Annotated in this window: 20 protein-coding genes and 1 riboswitch; of the genes, 12 read left to right on the forward strand and 8 right to left on the reverse strand. The window is 51.9% G+C overall.

Annotated features, from left to right (window positions below; translation table 11 throughout):
- Positions 1-4: 4 nt before the first annotated feature.
- The 5 genes from AC5E51_RS05980 to AC5E51_RS06000 form a co-directional block, all read right to left on the reverse strand.
- A complete protein-coding gene (locus AC5E51_RS05980) occupies positions 5-1252 on the reverse strand; it encodes a TIGR03032 family protein (protein ID WP_297533365.1) in 1248 nt (415 codons plus the stop codon).
- Positions 1249-2400: a S8 family peptidase gene (locus AC5E51_RS05985; protein ID WP_297533364.1), complete on the reverse strand. Its 1152-nt coding sequence runs from the start codon at positions 2398-2400 to the stop codon at positions 1249-1251. Before AC5E51_RS05985 ends, AC5E51_RS05980 begins: the two co-directional genes overlap by 4 nt.
- A gap of 155 nt (positions 2401-2555) precedes the next feature.
- Positions 2556-3095, reverse strand: a complete 540-nt coding sequence (locus AC5E51_RS05990; protein WP_068436348.1) for a phage tail protein — start codon at positions 3093-3095, stop codon at positions 2556-2558.
- Between the two features lie 14 nt (positions 3096-3109).
- Complete coding sequence (locus tag AC5E51_RS05995; protein WP_297533363.1) at positions 3110-3640, reverse strand: phage tail protein; 531 nt, start codon at positions 3638-3640, stop codon at positions 3110-3112.
- A 10-nt stretch (positions 3641-3650) separates the two neighbouring features.
- The gene (locus tag AC5E51_RS06000; RefSeq protein ID WP_297533362.1) at positions 3651-4166 is read right to left on the reverse strand and encodes a phage tail protein; all 516 of its coding nucleotides are present in this window, start codon (positions 4164-4166) and stop codon (positions 3651-3653) included.
- 83 nt (positions 4167-4249) lie between these two features.
- Between AC5E51_RS06000 and AC5E51_RS06005 the strand changes: the two genes are divergently transcribed.
- On the forward strand, positions 4250-4753 hold the full coding sequence (locus AC5E51_RS06005) for a GNAT family N-acetyltransferase (protein ID WP_297533361.1): 504 nt from the start codon (positions 4250-4252) through the stop codon (positions 4751-4753).
- 24 nt (positions 4754-4777) lie between these two features.
- On the opposite strand, the gene AC5E51_RS06010 is transcribed toward AC5E51_RS06005, so the two are convergent.
- Positions 4778-5062: a DUF6916 family protein gene (locus AC5E51_RS06010; RefSeq protein WP_297533360.1), complete on the reverse strand. Its 285-nt coding sequence runs from the start codon at positions 5060-5062 to the stop codon at positions 4778-4780.
- A 251-nt stretch (positions 5063-5313) separates the two neighbouring features.
- Positions 5314-5476, forward strand: a riboswitch (molybdenum cofactor riboswitch).
- On the opposite strand from AC5E51_RS06010, the gene moaA reads away from it, so the two are divergent.
- The 6 genes from moaA to moaE all read left to right on the forward strand — a co-directional run bounded on the left by moaA (position 5466) and on the right by moaE (position 8832).
- Positions 5466-6443, forward strand: coding sequence for a GTP 3',8-cyclase MoaA (gene moaA / locus AC5E51_RS06015; protein ID WP_301377896.1), 978 nt, complete (start codon positions 5466-5468; stop codon positions 6441-6443). Its footprint overlaps the riboswitch before it by 11 nt.
- Positions 6444-6506: 63 nt before the next feature.
- Positions 6507-7094, forward strand: a complete 588-nt coding sequence (gene mobA, locus AC5E51_RS06020; RefSeq protein ID WP_068436336.1) for a molybdenum cofactor guanylyltransferase — start codon at positions 6507-6509, stop codon at positions 7092-7094.
- Between the two features lie 3 nt (positions 7095-7097).
- Entirely contained in the window at positions 7098-7628 is a 531-nt protein-coding gene (gene moaB / locus AC5E51_RS06025) for a molybdenum cofactor biosynthesis protein B (RefSeq protein ID WP_068436356.1), read from the forward strand.
- Positions 7621-8097 carry a cyclic pyranopterin monophosphate synthase MoaC gene (gene moaC, locus AC5E51_RS06030; RefSeq protein ID WP_068436335.1) on the forward strand — a complete coding sequence of 159 codons (477 nt, stop codon included), beginning with the start codon at positions 7621-7623 and terminating at the stop codon, positions 8095-8097. The genes moaB and moaC overlap by 8 nt, the downstream gene beginning before the upstream one ends.
- Positions 8097-8345, forward strand: coding sequence for a MoaD/ThiS family protein (locus AC5E51_RS06035; RefSeq protein WP_488073305.1), 249 nt, complete (start codon positions 8097-8099; stop codon positions 8343-8345). The genes moaC and AC5E51_RS06035 overlap by 1 nt, the downstream gene beginning before the upstream one ends.
- 1 nt (position 8346) lies before the next feature.
- Positions 8347-8832 carry a molybdopterin synthase catalytic subunit MoaE gene (moaE, locus tag AC5E51_RS06040; RefSeq protein ID WP_491778276.1) on the forward strand — a complete coding sequence of 162 codons (486 nt, stop codon included), beginning with the start codon at positions 8347-8349 and terminating at the stop codon, positions 8830-8832.
- Between the two features lie 14 nt (positions 8833-8846).
- Here moaE and AC5E51_RS06045 read toward each other — a convergent pair whose 3' ends face one another.
- On the reverse strand, positions 8847-9956 hold the full coding sequence (locus AC5E51_RS06045) for a PilT/PilU family type 4a pilus ATPase (RefSeq protein WP_068436329.1): 1110 nt from the start codon (positions 9954-9956) through the stop codon (positions 8847-8849).
- Positions 9957-9973: 17 nt separating this feature from the next.
- Positions 9974-11008, reverse strand: coding sequence for a type IV pilus twitching motility protein PilT (locus tag AC5E51_RS06050; protein WP_068436327.1), 1035 nt, complete (start codon positions 11006-11008; stop codon positions 9974-9976).
- Between the two features lie 204 nt (positions 11009-11212).
- Here AC5E51_RS06050 and AC5E51_RS06055 point away from each other — a divergent pair, with 204 nt between their 5' ends.
- The 5 genes from AC5E51_RS06055 to metW all read left to right on the forward strand — a co-directional run bounded on the left by AC5E51_RS06055 (position 11213) and on the right by metW (position 15461).
- A complete protein-coding gene (locus AC5E51_RS06055) occupies positions 11213-11914 on the forward strand; it encodes a YggS family pyridoxal phosphate-dependent enzyme (protein ID WP_068436325.1) in 702 nt (233 codons plus the stop codon).
- A gap of 25 nt (positions 11915-11939) precedes the next feature.
- Positions 11940-12761 carry a pyrroline-5-carboxylate reductase gene (proC, locus tag AC5E51_RS06060; RefSeq protein WP_068436323.1) on the forward strand — a complete coding sequence of 274 codons (822 nt, stop codon included), beginning with the start codon at positions 11940-11942 and terminating at the stop codon, positions 12759-12761.
- A 147-nt stretch (positions 12762-12908) separates the two neighbouring features.
- The gene (locus tag AC5E51_RS06065; protein WP_068436322.1) at positions 12909-13505 is read left to right on the forward strand and encodes a YggT family protein; all 597 of its coding nucleotides are present in this window, start codon (positions 12909-12911) and stop codon (positions 13503-13505) included.
- Between the two features lie 199 nt (positions 13506-13704).
- On the forward strand, positions 13705-14862 hold the full coding sequence (gene metX, locus AC5E51_RS06070; RefSeq protein WP_273086889.1) for a homoserine O-succinyltransferase MetX: 1158 nt from the start codon (positions 13705-13707) through the stop codon (positions 14860-14862).
- Positions 14863-14867: 5 nt separating this feature from the next.
- A complete protein-coding gene (gene metW, locus AC5E51_RS06075) occupies positions 14868-15461 on the forward strand; it encodes a methionine biosynthesis protein MetW (protein WP_076514567.1) in 594 nt (197 codons plus the stop codon).
- Position 15462 lies beyond the last annotated feature (1 nt).

The raw sequence follows: 15462 nt of genomic DNA on the forward strand, positions 1-15462 counted from the left end.
TCCTTCAGGTCGGAAGTCCTGGATGAGAAAAGTGGTTCCGCATTCTCGGGTGAGTCGGTTCGATCACTTCCGGAAAGCTGGTGTTATATAAAATGGCGATGTCGTAAATCTGATCAACATTGCCCTGAAATTTAATGGTGCCGATCACTTCGTGCGTATCGAGGTTGAACAGCCAGATACCTGAGCAGGTTTTCTCGGGGTCTTCGGTCACCAGACCGGGGCTGGTCACATCACTTTGACGCTTGCGGGACAGGCCGACAAACATAATGCTGCCGTAAATATCGATTCCCCGGGTAAAGCCCGGCAACTCTGCAATCACTTCCATTTTACCTGTGTCAGGGTGATAGCAATTGAGATGGCCCAGCCCCGAATGACAGAAATACACCCGGCCATTGTGCCAACGCGGTGAGTGAGGCATTGCCAGTCCACTGACCACCACTTCATTGCGTTTAACGTCAATCAGCGTACCCGTATGCTTGTTGCTGTCACGCCACTGTGTACGGTCTTCGTACTGAGAGAAGGTGGTGACATACGCAGGTTCACCATCGCGGAGCGTCATACCATTTAAGTGGCAACGGTCTTCTGGCGTAAGTGCTTCAATAAAGGGGGGCTTCCACTGAGGAATGAAACTGTAAGAAGGATCGATAGTGCAGAGACACGAAAAACTGGAGTTAACCGCCCATAACCCGCTGTTTCCCCATTCGATGTCATGGATGTTAATCATGCCGGTGTAGTGAGCTGAACGGGTAATAAAACAAGCATCGACGCGTGCGTCGACCGGTTTTAATTTTTCAACATAGGCTTTATTCGCCAACCGCTGTTCAGCATCGGCCTGTTTCTCTTCATCGTTTTTGTGAGCACGGGGCGCAGTAATGTCCTGAGCAATATCCGGCAGGGGCTTCTTAATCTGCTCGAGCAGACCGTCTTCCCGCTGGAACTGAATAATCTGAGTAAAGGTACCGAGTATCAGCCCCTGATCTGTTGCCGTCAGGCCCATTGGTCGGGGGAATTCTTTAAAGTTAATTTCCAGGTCTTCGCCGTCGGTACGAACCAGCATCAGACGACCCGCCTGATAGGAAGTAAACGCCAGAGAGATATTCAGGTGCTTGAGAATCGCCGGGATATTGCCCGAGTAGGTAAACGAAAAATCCGTCGCGTTTTCCGCTAAGTCGCTCTGTGAAGCGCCGCTCTGTGAAGCGTCGTTCTGTGCAGAATCTTCCTGCGGCTTCTGTGCTTGAGGCGTATCAGTCATGACTCAGGCTCCAGCGGGCTGGACTGATGTTGAGACAAGCGCTGTTGCAGCCGCGCAACCAACTGATGAAGAGTAAGCGAAGGGTCTTGCGAGAGAAGCAGGGCAAAATAGCCACTGGCCACAGCCGCAGACAAGGAAGTGCCGCTGAAGCGTCCGTAGCCGCCCGGCACCACTGCGGGCGCGGCGTTACCATAAAGGTATGCATCCACTGTCTGTCCATAGTTGCTGAACCTCGTCCTTTGTCCCTTCCCATTGTCTGCTCCGATAACCACAGCGGCCTGCAGCTGAGATTCAGAATCATCTTCAGCCAGATTCATGCCGCTGTTTCCGGCGGAAAATACCACAGCAGAGCCTTTTCCCCTGCGGCCATTTTGCGCCAAGTCCGCAACAATATCAGCCATAGGCTCCAATAACCATTGAGAGCGCCAACTAGCGTTAACAATGTCAGCTTGAGACAGTTTAGAGAGGTAGAAACTGAGGATCGTATGACTCGTCCAGGTGTCTGGCTGACGGATGGCGATCAGGCTCGCCTGCGGCGCGATTCCGTCAATGCCGACGCCATTGTGAGCAGCGAATATCGCACCCGCGACTCTGGTTCCGTGCGAGTCATCAGCTCCACCTGGGCTTACATCCTGTGAACGACTGGCCGTGTCGTAACTGAAAATCACCTGAGTGTGCCGGAGCTCCTCATGGTTCAGATCAAAACCATCATCAATAACGGCAACGCGAACGCCGCGCCCCTGAGTAGCCGGCCAAAGCTCAGGGATACCAAGCTGGGTAAGATAGATGGGAGTTGTCTCCGCGAGGGCCTCAGCTGCATGCTTCTCCCGCAGTTGCAGGATATCTGGCTGCACCAGACTAACGCCCTGAACCTCCGATAGCGAACGCATCACTACGGGTAAACGGTCTGTTACCCCGACATTAACGGAGTAATAGACGGCATCGTCCATGAGGTAAAGCTCGCTGACCGCCTCAATGCGGGAATCAAGTGCCTGCAGGGATTCGCGAGTAAAGCCATTTGCCCGGACAATCAGGCGATCAGACACACGTACCTGCAGATCTTTGCCGCTGACCCGGTACACGCCCGACTGGGAGTCATTGGCAGCAGGCACTAAGCACCATACCTTGCCGAAATTCGGAAATGGCAATTCGCACCCCATAACAGGGGCCGAAAATATAACGAGCAACAGCAGTAGGTTCCGCATTAATTCCATAACCAACCAAACCGAGAGAGGGGCCTCTCTACCCCTCTCTCGTATACACATCACTTATCGTGATTAATCCTCGCCGTTAATCCTGGCCATTAGCTGCGACTTGGGTAGAGCCCCATCAGCGCAATACAAAAATTCATGCCCATTAAAGGCTGACGGTTTTCGTGCGCCTGGCTTCCCCCCATCGTACCGATGGCCTCCGTTGCCATGACCGTATTCTTCGTCGATGCGGTGTTCAGATACACGATATTGTCGCCAGAAGCCGGCCTGTCTCTCGCCATCATTCTGGTATTCGATGGAGACGCCTCTGTCCCCGCCGTCTGAGCACCGTAAAGGACGTGTTTATGGTTGGGAAGTTCAGCCTCTGTGAGCGTGACTTCATCGACGCCGGTTTTTTCCCCCAGGCGACGCGCCGTCAAACCAGGACCTCGTCCCGGGTGCATCGGTGCACGGCCCTGCAGGTCGGGCAAGGCAAGTGTCGTACGACCGTCACCACCATACGTTGTGCCCAGAATTGAGAATAGTGCTGTATTCTGAGCGATGGGCAGTAATTGCCCCTGACAGAAGGCCCAGCCACGTGGGGCAAAGTTGCAGCCAAAAATACGGATTTCTCCGATAAATGGTTCAGACATAATAAAACTCCTTTTCAGTGCCGCGAGGGGTAAATACCGACCAGGGCCATAATGTAATTAATGCACAGTGACGGCATCATATTCTGGTGCGCTTGTGAGCCACCCGTAGCACTGACTGCATCACTACTCAGGCTTGTGATTTTGTCGACTGACGGCACATCAACATAAGGAAGGTCGCCATCATTATGAGACGCTACAACATCACTTGCCGGGTTGTTGCTATCAGCGATATTGGCTGATCCCAGATATTCGTGATTGTGGCTGGGGATCTGATTGATGGTCAGGTTCACTCTCTCACTGCCATAACGCGCACCCAAGCGGCGAGGGCTTAACCCCGGTCCTTGCCCCTGATGAACAGGCAACCGACCACGCATATCCGGCAGAGCGAATGTAGTGCGACCATCACCACCGTAAATGGTCCCGATCAATGAAAAGAGGGCATCATTCTGGCTGACAGCCAGTAGCTGACCATCACAGAATGCCCAGCCACGCGGAGCGAAATTTCCGGCGAACATTCGAATTTCGCCAACAAATGGTTCTGACATAACTGGCTCCTTAATTACGCGATGGGAAAAGGCCCTGCATCGCGATGCAGAAATTAACGACGAGGGATGGCTGTTCGTTGCTATGCGACATAGAACCGCCAATATAAGACACCGATTGCGATGCGAACGAGACCAGATTCTGAGGCTCTGCATAGTAATCCGTTGGCGACCCACTATCGACAGCCGACGCTAATATATTACCGTCAAAGGACTTGGTCGTTCCCGCTTCTGTGGTCGCATTCACTGCATGACGGTGCACTGGTATATTCGCATCCGTCAGGGTCACGTTTTCTACCCCCTCACGCTGGCCCTGGTGCAAACTTGCATCCATTCCCATTGGCGTCCGGCTGCGAAGGTCAGGCAGTGCAAATGACGTACGCCCATCGCCTCCATAAGTCGTACCCAGCAATGAATACAAAGATTGATTTTGATTAATAGGTAAAATCTGGCCATCGCATTCCGCCCAGCCACGCGGTGGCCAGCCGAATCCGAACATGCGGATTTCACTCAAAAAAGGTTCTGCCATTCTGATCTCCCTCTGTTTACTTTATTCGTGGTTTTACCCACACTTTCTTTCTAAGAATGATCCCGGTAATCAAGGAACTACCAATGACCAACCAAGCTTGGGAAAGCCGTATTGCACTTCGCCCTGCCAGCGACAGTGATTATTCGTTTATGGAGTCGTTATACCGCACTACCCGCGAAGCGGAGCTGGCGATGACGCCCTTTAACGAACAACAAAAAACGCTTTTTATTCAGCAGCAGTTTTCGGCGCAGACACAGCACTATCACAGTCATTACTGCAGCGATCATTTCTGCATTATTGAAATTGATGGTCGACCTTCCGGTCGTTTCTTTATTGATTACTGGAGCGATGAAATACGCATTGTTGATATCGCCATTCTTCCTGAATACCAGGACTCTGGCGCGGGCAGCTACCTGCTGCAGAACATAATCGAAGAAGGTAACGACAAAGGCCTGCCGGTAAGAATTCACGTTGAGCAGAATAATCCGGCCAAAAAACTCTATGAGCGCCTTGGCTTCAAGGAGGTCAGCCGCTTTAATGAGGTCTATGTTCTGATGGAGACGACGCCCGAATTGATGTCTGTCTGATCTGCATCCATGCATAGATAGCTCCTAGCGCTTCCTGCTGATCACGGCCTGATACTCAGTCGGGCCGTGCGCAGTAATAAAGAGCTCGCCACTGCCAATCGCTTCATGCGTGAGCCGATACATACCCTGCGGCACCCGAAAATCATCCTGCCCCTCAAGCGAGACCGCAAACGCTTCCCAGTCATCACCATCCAGCGCAGTACGCTCAACCTCTGAGATGGTCAGTCGCACGGCATTGTCAGCCTGGTCCGATAAAGTCACTTGCTGGCCGAGCAGAGATTCCATTGAGTCGTATGTGATTGCTTCCATAAATACGTCCTGTAAAACACAACACAGGTATCAGACGCACTACGACTGAGAGTGTCAATGGACGACAGATGACGATTGTCCACTGCGATGCGATATCCACCACGATGCAAAGCTTTATCATGCCACAAGCATACATCTGTCTCATACGAACTAAGCATATCCACTTGTATATCACCCTGGCCGGATCACTCGGTGAAACGAACATGTGCAACGGCCAACAATTGTCCGTAGTGCATGGAAGGCGTACACTGATCCCAGATTTACGCCGAAGCCCGGCAACCTTCATCCCACATGGATATGGTTGACGGGCCGCGACCCGGACTGAGGAATCCGCCTCAGCTCTGCAGGTTCGCCGGGTTCGTTGGGAAACTGACGGGCCTCCCGCGCTTGGAAAGGTGTACCCATGACATTGCAGGACCATCACGGTCGGCGCTTTAACTATCTGCGCCTGTCGGTGACGGACGTGTGCAATTTCAGCTGCAATTACTGTTTGCCAGACGGCTACCAGTGCAGCGATAGCACGCCCCCGTTGTCGGTGGATGAGATACGTCGCGTCGTGACCGCATTCGCCCGCCAGGGCACCCGAAAGATCCGCATTACCGGCGGAGAACCCTCCGTGCGCCGCGATCTCCCTGAGATTATCCGCACTGTTGCAGCCGTTTCCGGCATCGACGACATCGCACTGACCACCAATGGCTGGAAGTTACCAACCTTCCTGCCTGATTGGATTGATGCCGGCCTGACACGCCTTAATGTCAGTATCGATAGCCTCGACCCACGGCAGTTCAAGGCCATCACGGGTCATGATCGCCTTCAGGATCTGCTCGATGGGCTGGCGATGGCTCATGAGATGGGATTCAACGACATCAAAGTAAACGCTGTACTGATGCGTGGCCACAATGCCGACCAGCTACCGCACTTTCTGAACTGGATCAGGACAACGCCGGTGTCACTGCGCTTTATCGAATTGATGCAGACCAGCGACAATCAGGAGTTCTTCGAAGAGAACCATATCAGCGGTGACAGCATCAAAGCTCAATTGCTCGATTCTGGCTGGCAGTCCGTACTGAGAAAACTCACCGATGGCCCCGCGCAGGAGTTCTGGCACCCGGACTACGCCGGGCGCATCGGCCTGATCATGCCCTACAGTAAAGACTTCTGCTCAAGCTGCAACCGACTCAGGGTGTCAGCGAACGGACAGCTTCATCTATGTCTCTTTGGTGACAAGGGCTACGACTTCCGTCACCTGCTCGGCAGGGACGAGCAAATCACCGACGTCATCGCATTCCTTCAGGAGAGCCTGAACGAGAAAAAAGCGACACATGCCTTGCACGATGGTGATACCGGAGTGCGAACGCATTTCGCGGGCATTGGCGGCTAAGTTGATGGCTAAGTTGGCGGTTAAATTGGTGGCTGAATTGCCAGTTAAGCTGAGGGCCCACAAATGAAACAAATAGCAACTGCAGCCAGCGAGCAGATTACCGCCGTTATCCTTGCAGGTGGAAAGTCAGAGCGGATGGGACGCGACAAAGCGCAGCTGATTCGGCCTGACGGCCGCTCGCAGCTGTCATTTACCGCCGATTGCCTGAGAGAAGCTGGCATCGAAGATATTTTGGTCAGTGGTGCCGGTTTGAGCGGACTGAAAAGTGTCGAGGATGTCTACCCTGAAAAAGGGCCTCTTGCAGGCATTCACTCAGCCTTTGCTCATTGCAAGCCAGACACAGACTCCCTGATCGTTGTTCCGTGCGACATGCCTCTGCTGAAGTGCGGTGTATTCTCCCGCCTGCTTAAAAGTAGTCAATCAACTGCATTTGACCAGAGCTTTTTCCCAATGATCATTCGCAATCTGGAACAAGCAAAAAAAGTCGCCGAAAATATATTATCGAGTGACCAAAACCCCTCAATTAGGTTTTTTCTGAAAAATATAAAATGCGATTTTATATCTTCAGAAAATACAATCGAACTCAAGAGCTGCAACACACCAGAATCCTGGGATGATGCATGCGATATACTAAATAATTATAGGAATTAAATGATGGTAAAAATGTTCAACGATGATTTTATACGTCTTAATATTTCTGTACTCACAGTGTCTGATTCACGAACAGAAGAAAATGATACAAGCGGTGATTTTTTAGTCGATTCAATCAATGGTTCAGGACACAACTCTGTTGAGAAGAAAATCGTTGTCGACAACATTTATAAAATTCGCGAATCGCTTTCCACATGGATCGCCGATGACCGGACACAAGTCATCATCGTCACTGGAGGTACAGGCTTCACCGAGCGGGACTCGACACCCGAAGCCGCAGAACCTCTCTTCGATAAAAAGATCGATGGATTTGGAGAACTGTTCCGCCAGCTTTCCTACGAAACCATCGGCACCTCGACCATTCAGAGCCGGGCAACAGCAGGATTGGCCAATGACACTCTGATCTTCTGCGTACCAGGCTCAACGAATGCCTGCCGTCAGGCCTGGGAGCAGATCATCTGCCAGCAACTCGATAGCCGCCACAAGCCGTGCAACTTCGCCATGCGCCTGAAAAAGGTAACCAATGATGACTGAGTTCTCCCACGTTAATGCCCGCGGAGAGGCCTCTATGGTCGATGTATCGGGCAAAAAGCCCACCGTTCGCGAAGCCAGAGCAGAGGGCTATGTCACCATGCAGCCAGCCACATTGCAGGCTATCGTCGAGGGTAATCATCACAAAGGCGACGTATTTAGCGTAGCGCGTATTGCAGGCATTCAAGCAGCAAAGCAGACCAGTCAGCTTATCCCGTTATGCCACCCATTGATGCTTAGCAAAGTGGCAGTGGATTTTGACGTAGAGCCAGATAACTCGCGGATACGGGTCCATAGTCTTTGCCGGCTAACCGGGCAAACCGGCGTAGAGATGGAAGCACTCACTGCGGTTTCAGTTGCAACATTGACCCTGTTTGATATGTGCAAAGCCGTCGACCCAGAAATGATCATCGAAGGCATAAAAGTACTTGAAAAATCAGGCGGAAAGACCGGTCACTGGGAGAGATCCTGATGATACGTATATATTTTTTTGCAAAAATTAAAGAAGAACTTTCTCTTGATTTTTTTGATCTAGATATAAAAACTCCATGCACTGTTTCTGACATAAGAAATTCATTGGTTTCTGAATTTAATAGTCACAAATATTTGTTCAGCACCGAATATTCAATATGCGCAGTAAATCAAGAATTATCCGATGAAAAAAAATGCGTAGAAAGTAATGATGAAGTTGCTTTTTTTCCTCCGGTCACAGGAGGTTAGAATGAACTACAAGGCAACTACTGAAAACATTAAAATATCTGTTCAGGAAAATGACTTTTCGATAGAAAAAGAAAATCATTTTTTGAGCAACCAAGCACCTAAAACCGGGGCTGTCGTCACCTTTACCGGACGGGTTCGCGAGTTCAGCGAGCAACCTGATGTCACCGGGCTCTTTTTAGAGCACTACCCCGGTATGACAGAGAAATCATTAAAACGCATCATAGAACAAGCCCAACAGCGCTGGGACATTCAACGTATCAGAGTCATTCACCGAATCGGCTCACTGGCCGTTGAAGATCAGATTGTGTTCGTTGGTGTCAGCAGTGCGCACAGAGAAGCTGCTTTCGAAGCTGCCCGTTACATCATGGATTACCTGAAGACTGAAGCGCCTTTCTGGAAAAAAGAAATCACCCGATCTGGTGAGCATTGGGTTGAGGCAAGAGAAAAAGATCAGACAGCCCGGGCGCGCTGGAGCAACCCGGACTGAAACCAAACATCGGATCAGTCCTGCAGACGCAGATTGCGCGTCGCACCTTCTAATCTGTCGGCGTTGGTTTCATTGCCCAGTTTAATCATCAGGCGCAGATCGTTCGGCGAGTCAGCATGGGCGATCGCGTCTTCATAGGTAATCTCACTCTGCTCGTAGAGAGCGTACAGCGCCTGGTCAAAGGTCTGCATACCCAGTTCTGTCGAGCGCGCCATCAGGCTCTTCAGCTCGTGTACATCGCCTTTACGGATCAGGTCCGACACCAGAGGTGTATTCAGTAAGACCTCGACAACAGCACGACGACCACGACCATCAGGCGTCGGAATTAACTGCTGCGCCACGATCGCTTTCAGGTTCAGAGAGAGGTCCATCCAGATCTGCGAATGTCGCTCCGGTGGGAAAAAGTGAATGATGCGATCAAGCGCCTGGTTCGCGTTATTACTGTGCAGAGTGGCAAGACACAGATGACCTGTTTCAGCAAAGGTAATCGCGTGTTCCATCGTTTCAGCAGAACGTACCTCACCGATCATGATCACATCCGGTGCCTGACGCAGGCAGTTCTTCAGCGCAACTTCATAGCTGTCAGTATCCAGGCCGACTTCACGCTGAGTAACAATGCAGGTTTCATGCTGATGGATAAATTCGATCGGGTCTTCGATGCTGAGAATATGCCCCTTACTGTTGCGGTTACGGTAGCCAATCATCGACGCCAGCGAGGTCGATTTACCCGCCCCCGTTGCACCTACAAACAGAACCAGGCCACGTTTAGCGAGCGATAACTCTTTAATAACTTCAGGTAAGCCGAGCTGATCAATGTTCGGAATCCGGGTTTCAATCCGTCGCAGCACCATCCCAGCGACATTGCGCTGGAAGAAGGCACTGGCACGGAAACGACCAATCCCCGTCGCATTGATCGCGAAGTTCAGTTCTTTCCGTTCTTCAAACTCAGCCTGCTGTCTGTCATTCATGAGCCCGTAGACGATTTCTTTCGCCTGCTCAGCACTGAGAACAGTTTTGTTGAGAGGAACCAGCTTGCCATGGACCTTCATGGACGGCGGAACACCGGCCGTAATGAAGAGATCTGACGCGGTCTTTTCAACCATTAACCGCAGAAACTTATCCATTGACACAATCAGTTACCTCAGAAGTTTTCTGGCATTTTTGCCTTTTCACGGGCGATTTCACGACTGATCAGGCCTTTGCTGACCAGGCTTTGCAGACATTGATCCATGGTCTGCATCCCATGCGCAGCCCCAGTCTGAATGGCAGAGTACATCTGCGCAACCTTGTCTTCACGAATCAGGTTACGAATCGCCGCCGTACCAACCATAATCTCATGGGCTGCAATCCGGCCGCCACCGTTCTTTTTCAGCAGCGCCTGAGACACAACGCCTTGCAGCGACTCAGATAACATCGAACGCACCATGGATTTTTCTTCCGCCGGGAATACATCGACAATACGGTCAATGGTTTTCGCCGCGGAGCTGGTGTGCAGAGTACCAAACACAACGTGGCCTGTTTCTGCGGCGGTCAACGCCAGACGAATGGTTTCAAGGTCACGCAGCTCGCCCACGAGAATCACGTCAGGGTCTTCACGCAGCGCTGAGCGTAGCGCTTCATTAAAGCCCAGCGTATCGCGATGCACTTCACGCTGGTTAATCAGACTCTTCTTCGATTCGTGAACAAATTCGATCGGGTCTTCAACTGTGAGGATATGGTCGAACTTGGTCTCATTAATGTAATCGACCATAGCCGCCAGCGTGGTTGATTTACCTGAACCGGTTGGGCCAGTCACAAGTACAATGCCACGGCTGATCATGGCGAGATCTTTAAACACCTGCCCCATGCCCAGCTGATCCATAGTCACAACTTTTGACGGAATGGTACGGAACACGGCGCCCGCACCGCGGTTGTGGTTAAAGGCATTCACACGGAAACGGGCAACGCCAGGCACTTCGAACGAGAAGTCAGTTTCCAGAAATTCTTCGAAATCTTTTCGCTGCTTGTCGTTCATAATGTCGTACACAAGGGCGTGCACTTCTTTGTGACTCAGCGCTGGTAAATTAATACGGCGGACATCACCATCGACACGGATCATAGGAGGCATATCTGCCGACAGGTGGAGGTCAGAGGCCCCCTGCTTCGCGCTAAAGGCCAATAACTCGGTAATATCCATGTGATCCTCTCTATGATCTCGGGCCAGATGCGCCAGCTCAGCCAGACAGCCCTATAAATGCCAATATATTAGTGATGCGACCAGTCGGATGAAGCGGTCAATCCCTCGACTGGTGTATGATGTAATGTAATCGCTGTTGAACAAATTTCTATGAACAGCGTCACTACAGCAACAATCAAGTTAATCCTAAACCAAGCAAGCGTAATGTCTACTGTCGAACAGAACTATCAACGGGTCCGTGAGCGTCTTAACGCGGCCTGTGCAAACGCTTCACGCGAGCCTGAAAGCATTCGCCTGCTGGCGGTGAGTAAAACTAAACCCGCGAGCATGGTGCGCACCTGTTATGAACTGGGTCAGCGAGCCTTCGGTGAGAATTACCTGCAGGATGGGCTCGACAAGATTGAAGCCTTGTCGGAGCTGACCGACATCGAGTGGCATTTTATCGGCCCGCTGCAATCAAACAAAACACGCCCGGTCGCCGAGTACTTTCATTGGCTGGAAACGCTGGATCGTGAAAAGATCGCCCGCCGCCTGAATGAACAGCGCCCTGACGATCTGCCGCCGCTGAACGTACTTATCCAGGTCAACATCAGTAACGAAGAGCAGAAGAGTGGCATCGCGACAGACAGCGTCGCGAGTTTTGCGCAGAATCTCCTATCCTTGCCTAGACTGAAAGTTCGGGGATTGATGTGTATCCCGGAAGCAACCAGCGATGAGGAGCGACTGCGAGATCAGTTCCTCAAAATGCATAGGCTGTGGCAGGAATTAAAGGAACTATGCCCGGACGCAGACACGCTGTCGATGGGCATGTCGTCCGATCTTGAACTCGCGATTGCATGTGGATCAACGGAAGTTCGTATCGGCACAGACATATTCGGAGCGCGGGACATCCCGGGCGCTCAGTGAAGGTATTCAGAAGCAGGAACCAACAATGACACAGATAGCATTCATCGGCGGTGGCAATATGGCCACCAGCATCATCGGCGGCCTGATCAGAGAGGGTGCAGTCAGCCCGGATCTGATTCACGTCAGTGACCCAGGCGCAGAGCAACGGGAACGCCTCACCCGCGATTTTGGCATTGTGACCCATGAGTCCAATCTCGACGCTATCAGCAGCGCGACCGTGGTTATCCTTGCAGTAAAGCCACAGATGATGAAAGCCGTACTGGAACCGCTGCAGGCCACGCTGAACACCCGCCAGCCGCTACTTATTTCTGTTGCAGCGGGTATCAGTCTGCCAACGCTTAAAGAATGGAGTGGATGTACAGCCGTCGTACGCGCAATGCCGAACACGCCTGCGCTGACAGGTTTCGGCGCTACCGGGTTGTTTGCCAGTGAAGAAGTGTCGCTGGACCAGCGTAATCTGACGGATACCTTGCTCGGCGCCACAGGCCTGGCTATGTGGGTACAGACCGAAGCTGAAATTGACGCGGTCACGGCGTTGTCTGGCAGTGGCCCGGCTTACTACTTCCTGCTGATGGAATCCATGATCGATGCCGGTATCAAACTCGGGCTGAGCGAAGAAACCGCACGTCGTCTGACCTTACAGACGGCGCTGGGCGCAGGAAAAATGGCGAGCAGTTCGGATGTTGCCCCGGATGAATTACGTCGCCGGGTAACGTCTCCGGGCGGTACCACTGAACAGGCAATCGCGACGTTCGAAGGCGCGCACCTGCGCGATATCGTTAAAGCCGCCATGGACGCCGCCGCAAGAAGAGCCGCTGAGCTCAGCGACGAACTGGGCAATGGCTGAATCCTGACTCAGCAGGGGGTGAAATTTTCTCAGGCGTCCCCATCTGAGGTAATAAGTATTTGAGAATATAAGCACTTGAGATAACAAGTGGGTTAACAAGATCGTACCGTGCGGCCCAAAGGCCGCTCAATTTTAACTGGAGTATTCATGGGTTCACCACTCACACAGGCGGGTCTGCTGCTCGTCAACGCCATCGGAAGCCTTGTCTTGCTGATCGTTATGCTGCGCTTCCTGCTTCAACTTGTCCGCGCTGATTTCTATAACCCCCTGTCACAGATGATTGTGAAGTTCACCAATCCACTGCTTATTCCACTGCGCAGAGTGATTCCCGGCTTCGGCGGACTCGATATGGCGTCACTGGTACTCGCGCTGGCCATCCAGTACGTCATCATGGCGTTGATTCTGATGCTCGCGGGTTACGGAACAGGCATGCCCTTTGTCGCCATGATCGGCTGGGCCGCTGTCGGTATTATCAAGCTGCTGATCAGTATCTATTTCTGGGGCATGCTGATTATGGTGATCGCCTCCTGGGTTGCTCCGGGGTCGTATAATCCGGCGCTGATCCTGATCAACCAATTGCTTGAACCGGTCATCCGGCCAGTACGCAAGATCATGCCGGACATGGGTGGCCTTGATCTGTCACCACTGGTAGTCATCCTTGGCATTCAGCTCGCTGAGATCCTGATTCTGTATCCACTGAAACAGGTTCTGCAGGTGCCTTCGGGCTTGATCATGGGTCTGTAAGCTAAGATTTTCTACGCGGCAACAGGCCTTCTGTTGTCGCGTAACTGATGTATAAATAACCAACCGTGAACCTCAGTGCGAATGGCCCTCCCCCGCCAACGCACCATTACCTTTCCCGACAGGCACAGCCAGTGCCAAGCCAGCTCTAAGCCTGATAAACTTGCTGTATTACTAGCTTGCAAATGGATACCTGACTCCGATGCCGGACGTTATTCCAGAAAACTCGGTCGGACTGGTCACACCCAAGGTTCAGCACTTCGACACGCCCCTGACATTACGCAGCGGACGAGTGTTAGAACAATATGACCTGATCTACGAGACTTATGGCGAACTCAACGCCGACCGCTCCAATGCTGTCCTGATCTGCCATGCTCTGAGCGGCGATCATCACGCCGCAGGCTATCACAGCATGGACGACAAAAAGCCCGGCTGGTGGGATACCTGCATCGGCCCCGGTAAGCCTATTGATACGAATAAATTCTTTGTCGTTTCGCTGAACAACCTCGGTGGTTGCTCTGGCTCCACTGGCCCGGTCAGTATCAACCCAGAAACCGGCAAAGCGTACGGGCCCGACTTCCCTATCATGGCGGTCCGTGACTGGGTTAACAGCCAGGCTCGCCTTGCCGATGTTCTTGGTATTGATGTCTGGGCTGCCGTTGTCGGCGGCTCTCTCGGTGGCATGCAGGTGCTTCGCTGGTCTATCCAGTTTCCCGAACGCCTGAAACACGCCGTTGTTATTGCTTCTGCCCCCAAACTTTCAGCGCAGAATATCGCCTTTAACGAAGTCGCCCGACAGGCCATCGCCAAAGACCCCGACTTTCACGATGGCTGGTATCAGGAGAAAGGAACACTGCCTAAAGCAGGCCTGATGCAAGCGCGGATGCTTGGGCACCTGACGTACCTTTCAGACGATGCAATGCGGCAGAAATTTGGCCGGGAATTACGTGAGGGTAAGCTGAACTTCAGTTTTGCTCCTGAGTTTCAGGTAGAAAGCTACCTGCACTATCAGGGCGAGAAATTCAGTACACGTTTCGACGCCAACACTTACATGCTGATGACCAAAGCACTTGACTACTTTGACCCGGCACGCGACCACGATAATGATCTGCGTAAATGCCTGAGTCAGGCGAAATGTCGTTTTCTGGTCGTATCCTTCACAACCGACTGGCGTTTTGCTCCGGCGCGCTCAGAAGAAATCGTGAATGCACTGATCCACGCCGACAAAGACGTCAGCTATGCCTGTATTGAATCTGACAACGGCCACGATGCCTTCCTGCTTCCTATTCCGCGCTACCTGGATATCTTTCATGCGTATATGGAAGGTGTGGCAGCACGTAGTTTCGGAGGTAAGTCATGAGTGAACTGCGTCCTGATCTGAGTATTATTCAGCAGTGGATTCGACCAGAAAGTGAAATCCTTGACCTTGGATGTGGCGAGGGAGAATTACTCAGCTATTTGAAGAATGAGAAAAACGTTCACGGCTATGGTCTGGAGATCAATCCGGAGAAGCTGACAGCCTGCATCCGTAATGGCGTCAATGTCATCGAACAGAACCTGGATAATGGTCTCGGTAACTTTGAAGATCAAAGCATCGATACCGTTGTGATGACTCAGGCACTGCAGGCGGTGCAGCGACCGGATGAACTGCTCGACGAGATGCTGCGTATCGGCAAAGAAGCCATAGTGACGTTTCCGAACTTTGGTTACTGGAAAACACGTTTCTATCTTTTACTGAAAGGTCGCATGCCGATGTCGGATACGCTGCCGTACAACTGGTACGACACGCCGAACATTCATATGTGCACCTTCCGCGACTTTGAAATTCTGTGCCGTGAAAAAGGCATACGTATACTTAATAAAACCGTAGTCGACGATCAACACCGCGAACACTGGAGCATTCGCCTCTGGCCAGCCATGCTGGGTGAAATCGCGGTTTACCACATCACCAGGAGATAAG

The sequence above is a fragment of the Thalassolituus sp. genome, assembly GCF_984348125.1.

Coding starts and splice junctions, on each gene's coding strand:
- AC5E51_RS05980 (WP_297533365.1), bottom strand. CDS start 1,252: ATGACTGATACGCCTCAAGCACAGAAGCCGCAGGAAGATTCTGCACAG.
- AC5E51_RS05990 (WP_068436348.1), bottom strand. CDS start 3,095: ATGTCTGAACCATTTATCGGAGAAATCCGTATTTTTGGCTGCAACTTT.
- AC5E51_RS05995 (WP_297533363.1), bottom strand. CDS start 3,640: ATGTCAGAACCATTTGTTGGCGAAATTCGAATGTTCGCCGGAAATTTC.
- AC5E51_RS06000 (WP_297533362.1), bottom strand. CDS start 4,166: ATGGCAGAACCTTTTTTGAGTGAAATCCGCATGTTCGGATTCGGCTGG.
- AC5E51_RS06005 (WP_297533361.1), top strand. CDS start 4,250: ATGACCAACCAAGCTTGGGAAAGCCGTATTGCACTTCGCCCTGCCAGC.
- AC5E51_RS06010 (WP_297533360.1), bottom strand. CDS start 5,062: ATGGAAGCAATCACATACGACTCAATGGAATCTCTGCTCGGCCAGCAA.
- moaA (WP_301377896.1), top strand. CDS start 5,466: ATGACATTGCAGGACCATCACGGTCGGCGCTTTAACTATCTGCGCCTG.
- mobA (WP_068436336.1), top strand. CDS start 6,507: ATGAAACAAATAGCAACTGCAGCCAGCGAGCAGATTACCGCCGTTATC.
- moaB (WP_068436356.1), top strand. CDS start 7,098: ATGGTAAAAATGTTCAACGATGATTTTATACGTCTTAATATTTCTGTA.
- moaC (WP_068436335.1), top strand. CDS start 7,621: ATGACTGAGTTCTCCCACGTTAATGCCCGCGGAGAGGCCTCTATGGTC.
- AC5E51_RS06035 (WP_488073305.1), top strand. CDS start 8,097: ATGATACGTATATATTTTTTTGCAAAAATTAAAGAAGAACTTTCTCTT.
- moaE (WP_491778276.1), top strand. CDS start 8,347: ATGAACTACAAGGCAACTACTGAAAACATTAAAATATCTGTTCAGGAA.
- AC5E51_RS06045 (WP_068436329.1), bottom strand. CDS start 9,956: ATGGATAAGTTTCTGCGGTTAATGGTTGAAAAGACCGCGTCAGATCTC.
- AC5E51_RS06050 (WP_068436327.1), bottom strand. CDS start 11,008: ATGGATATTACCGAGTTATTGGCCTTTAGCGCGAAGCAGGGGGCCTCT.
- AC5E51_RS06055 (WP_068436325.1), top strand. CDS start 11,213: ATGTCTACTGTCGAACAGAACTATCAACGGGTCCGTGAGCGTCTTAAC.
- proC (WP_068436323.1), top strand. CDS start 11,940: ATGACACAGATAGCATTCATCGGCGGTGGCAATATGGCCACCAGCATC.
- AC5E51_RS06065 (WP_068436322.1), top strand. CDS start 12,909: ATGGGTTCACCACTCACACAGGCGGGTCTGCTGCTCGTCAACGCCATC.
- metX (WP_273086889.1), top strand. CDS start 13,705: ATGCCGGACGTTATTCCAGAAAACTCGGTCGGACTGGTCACACCCAAG.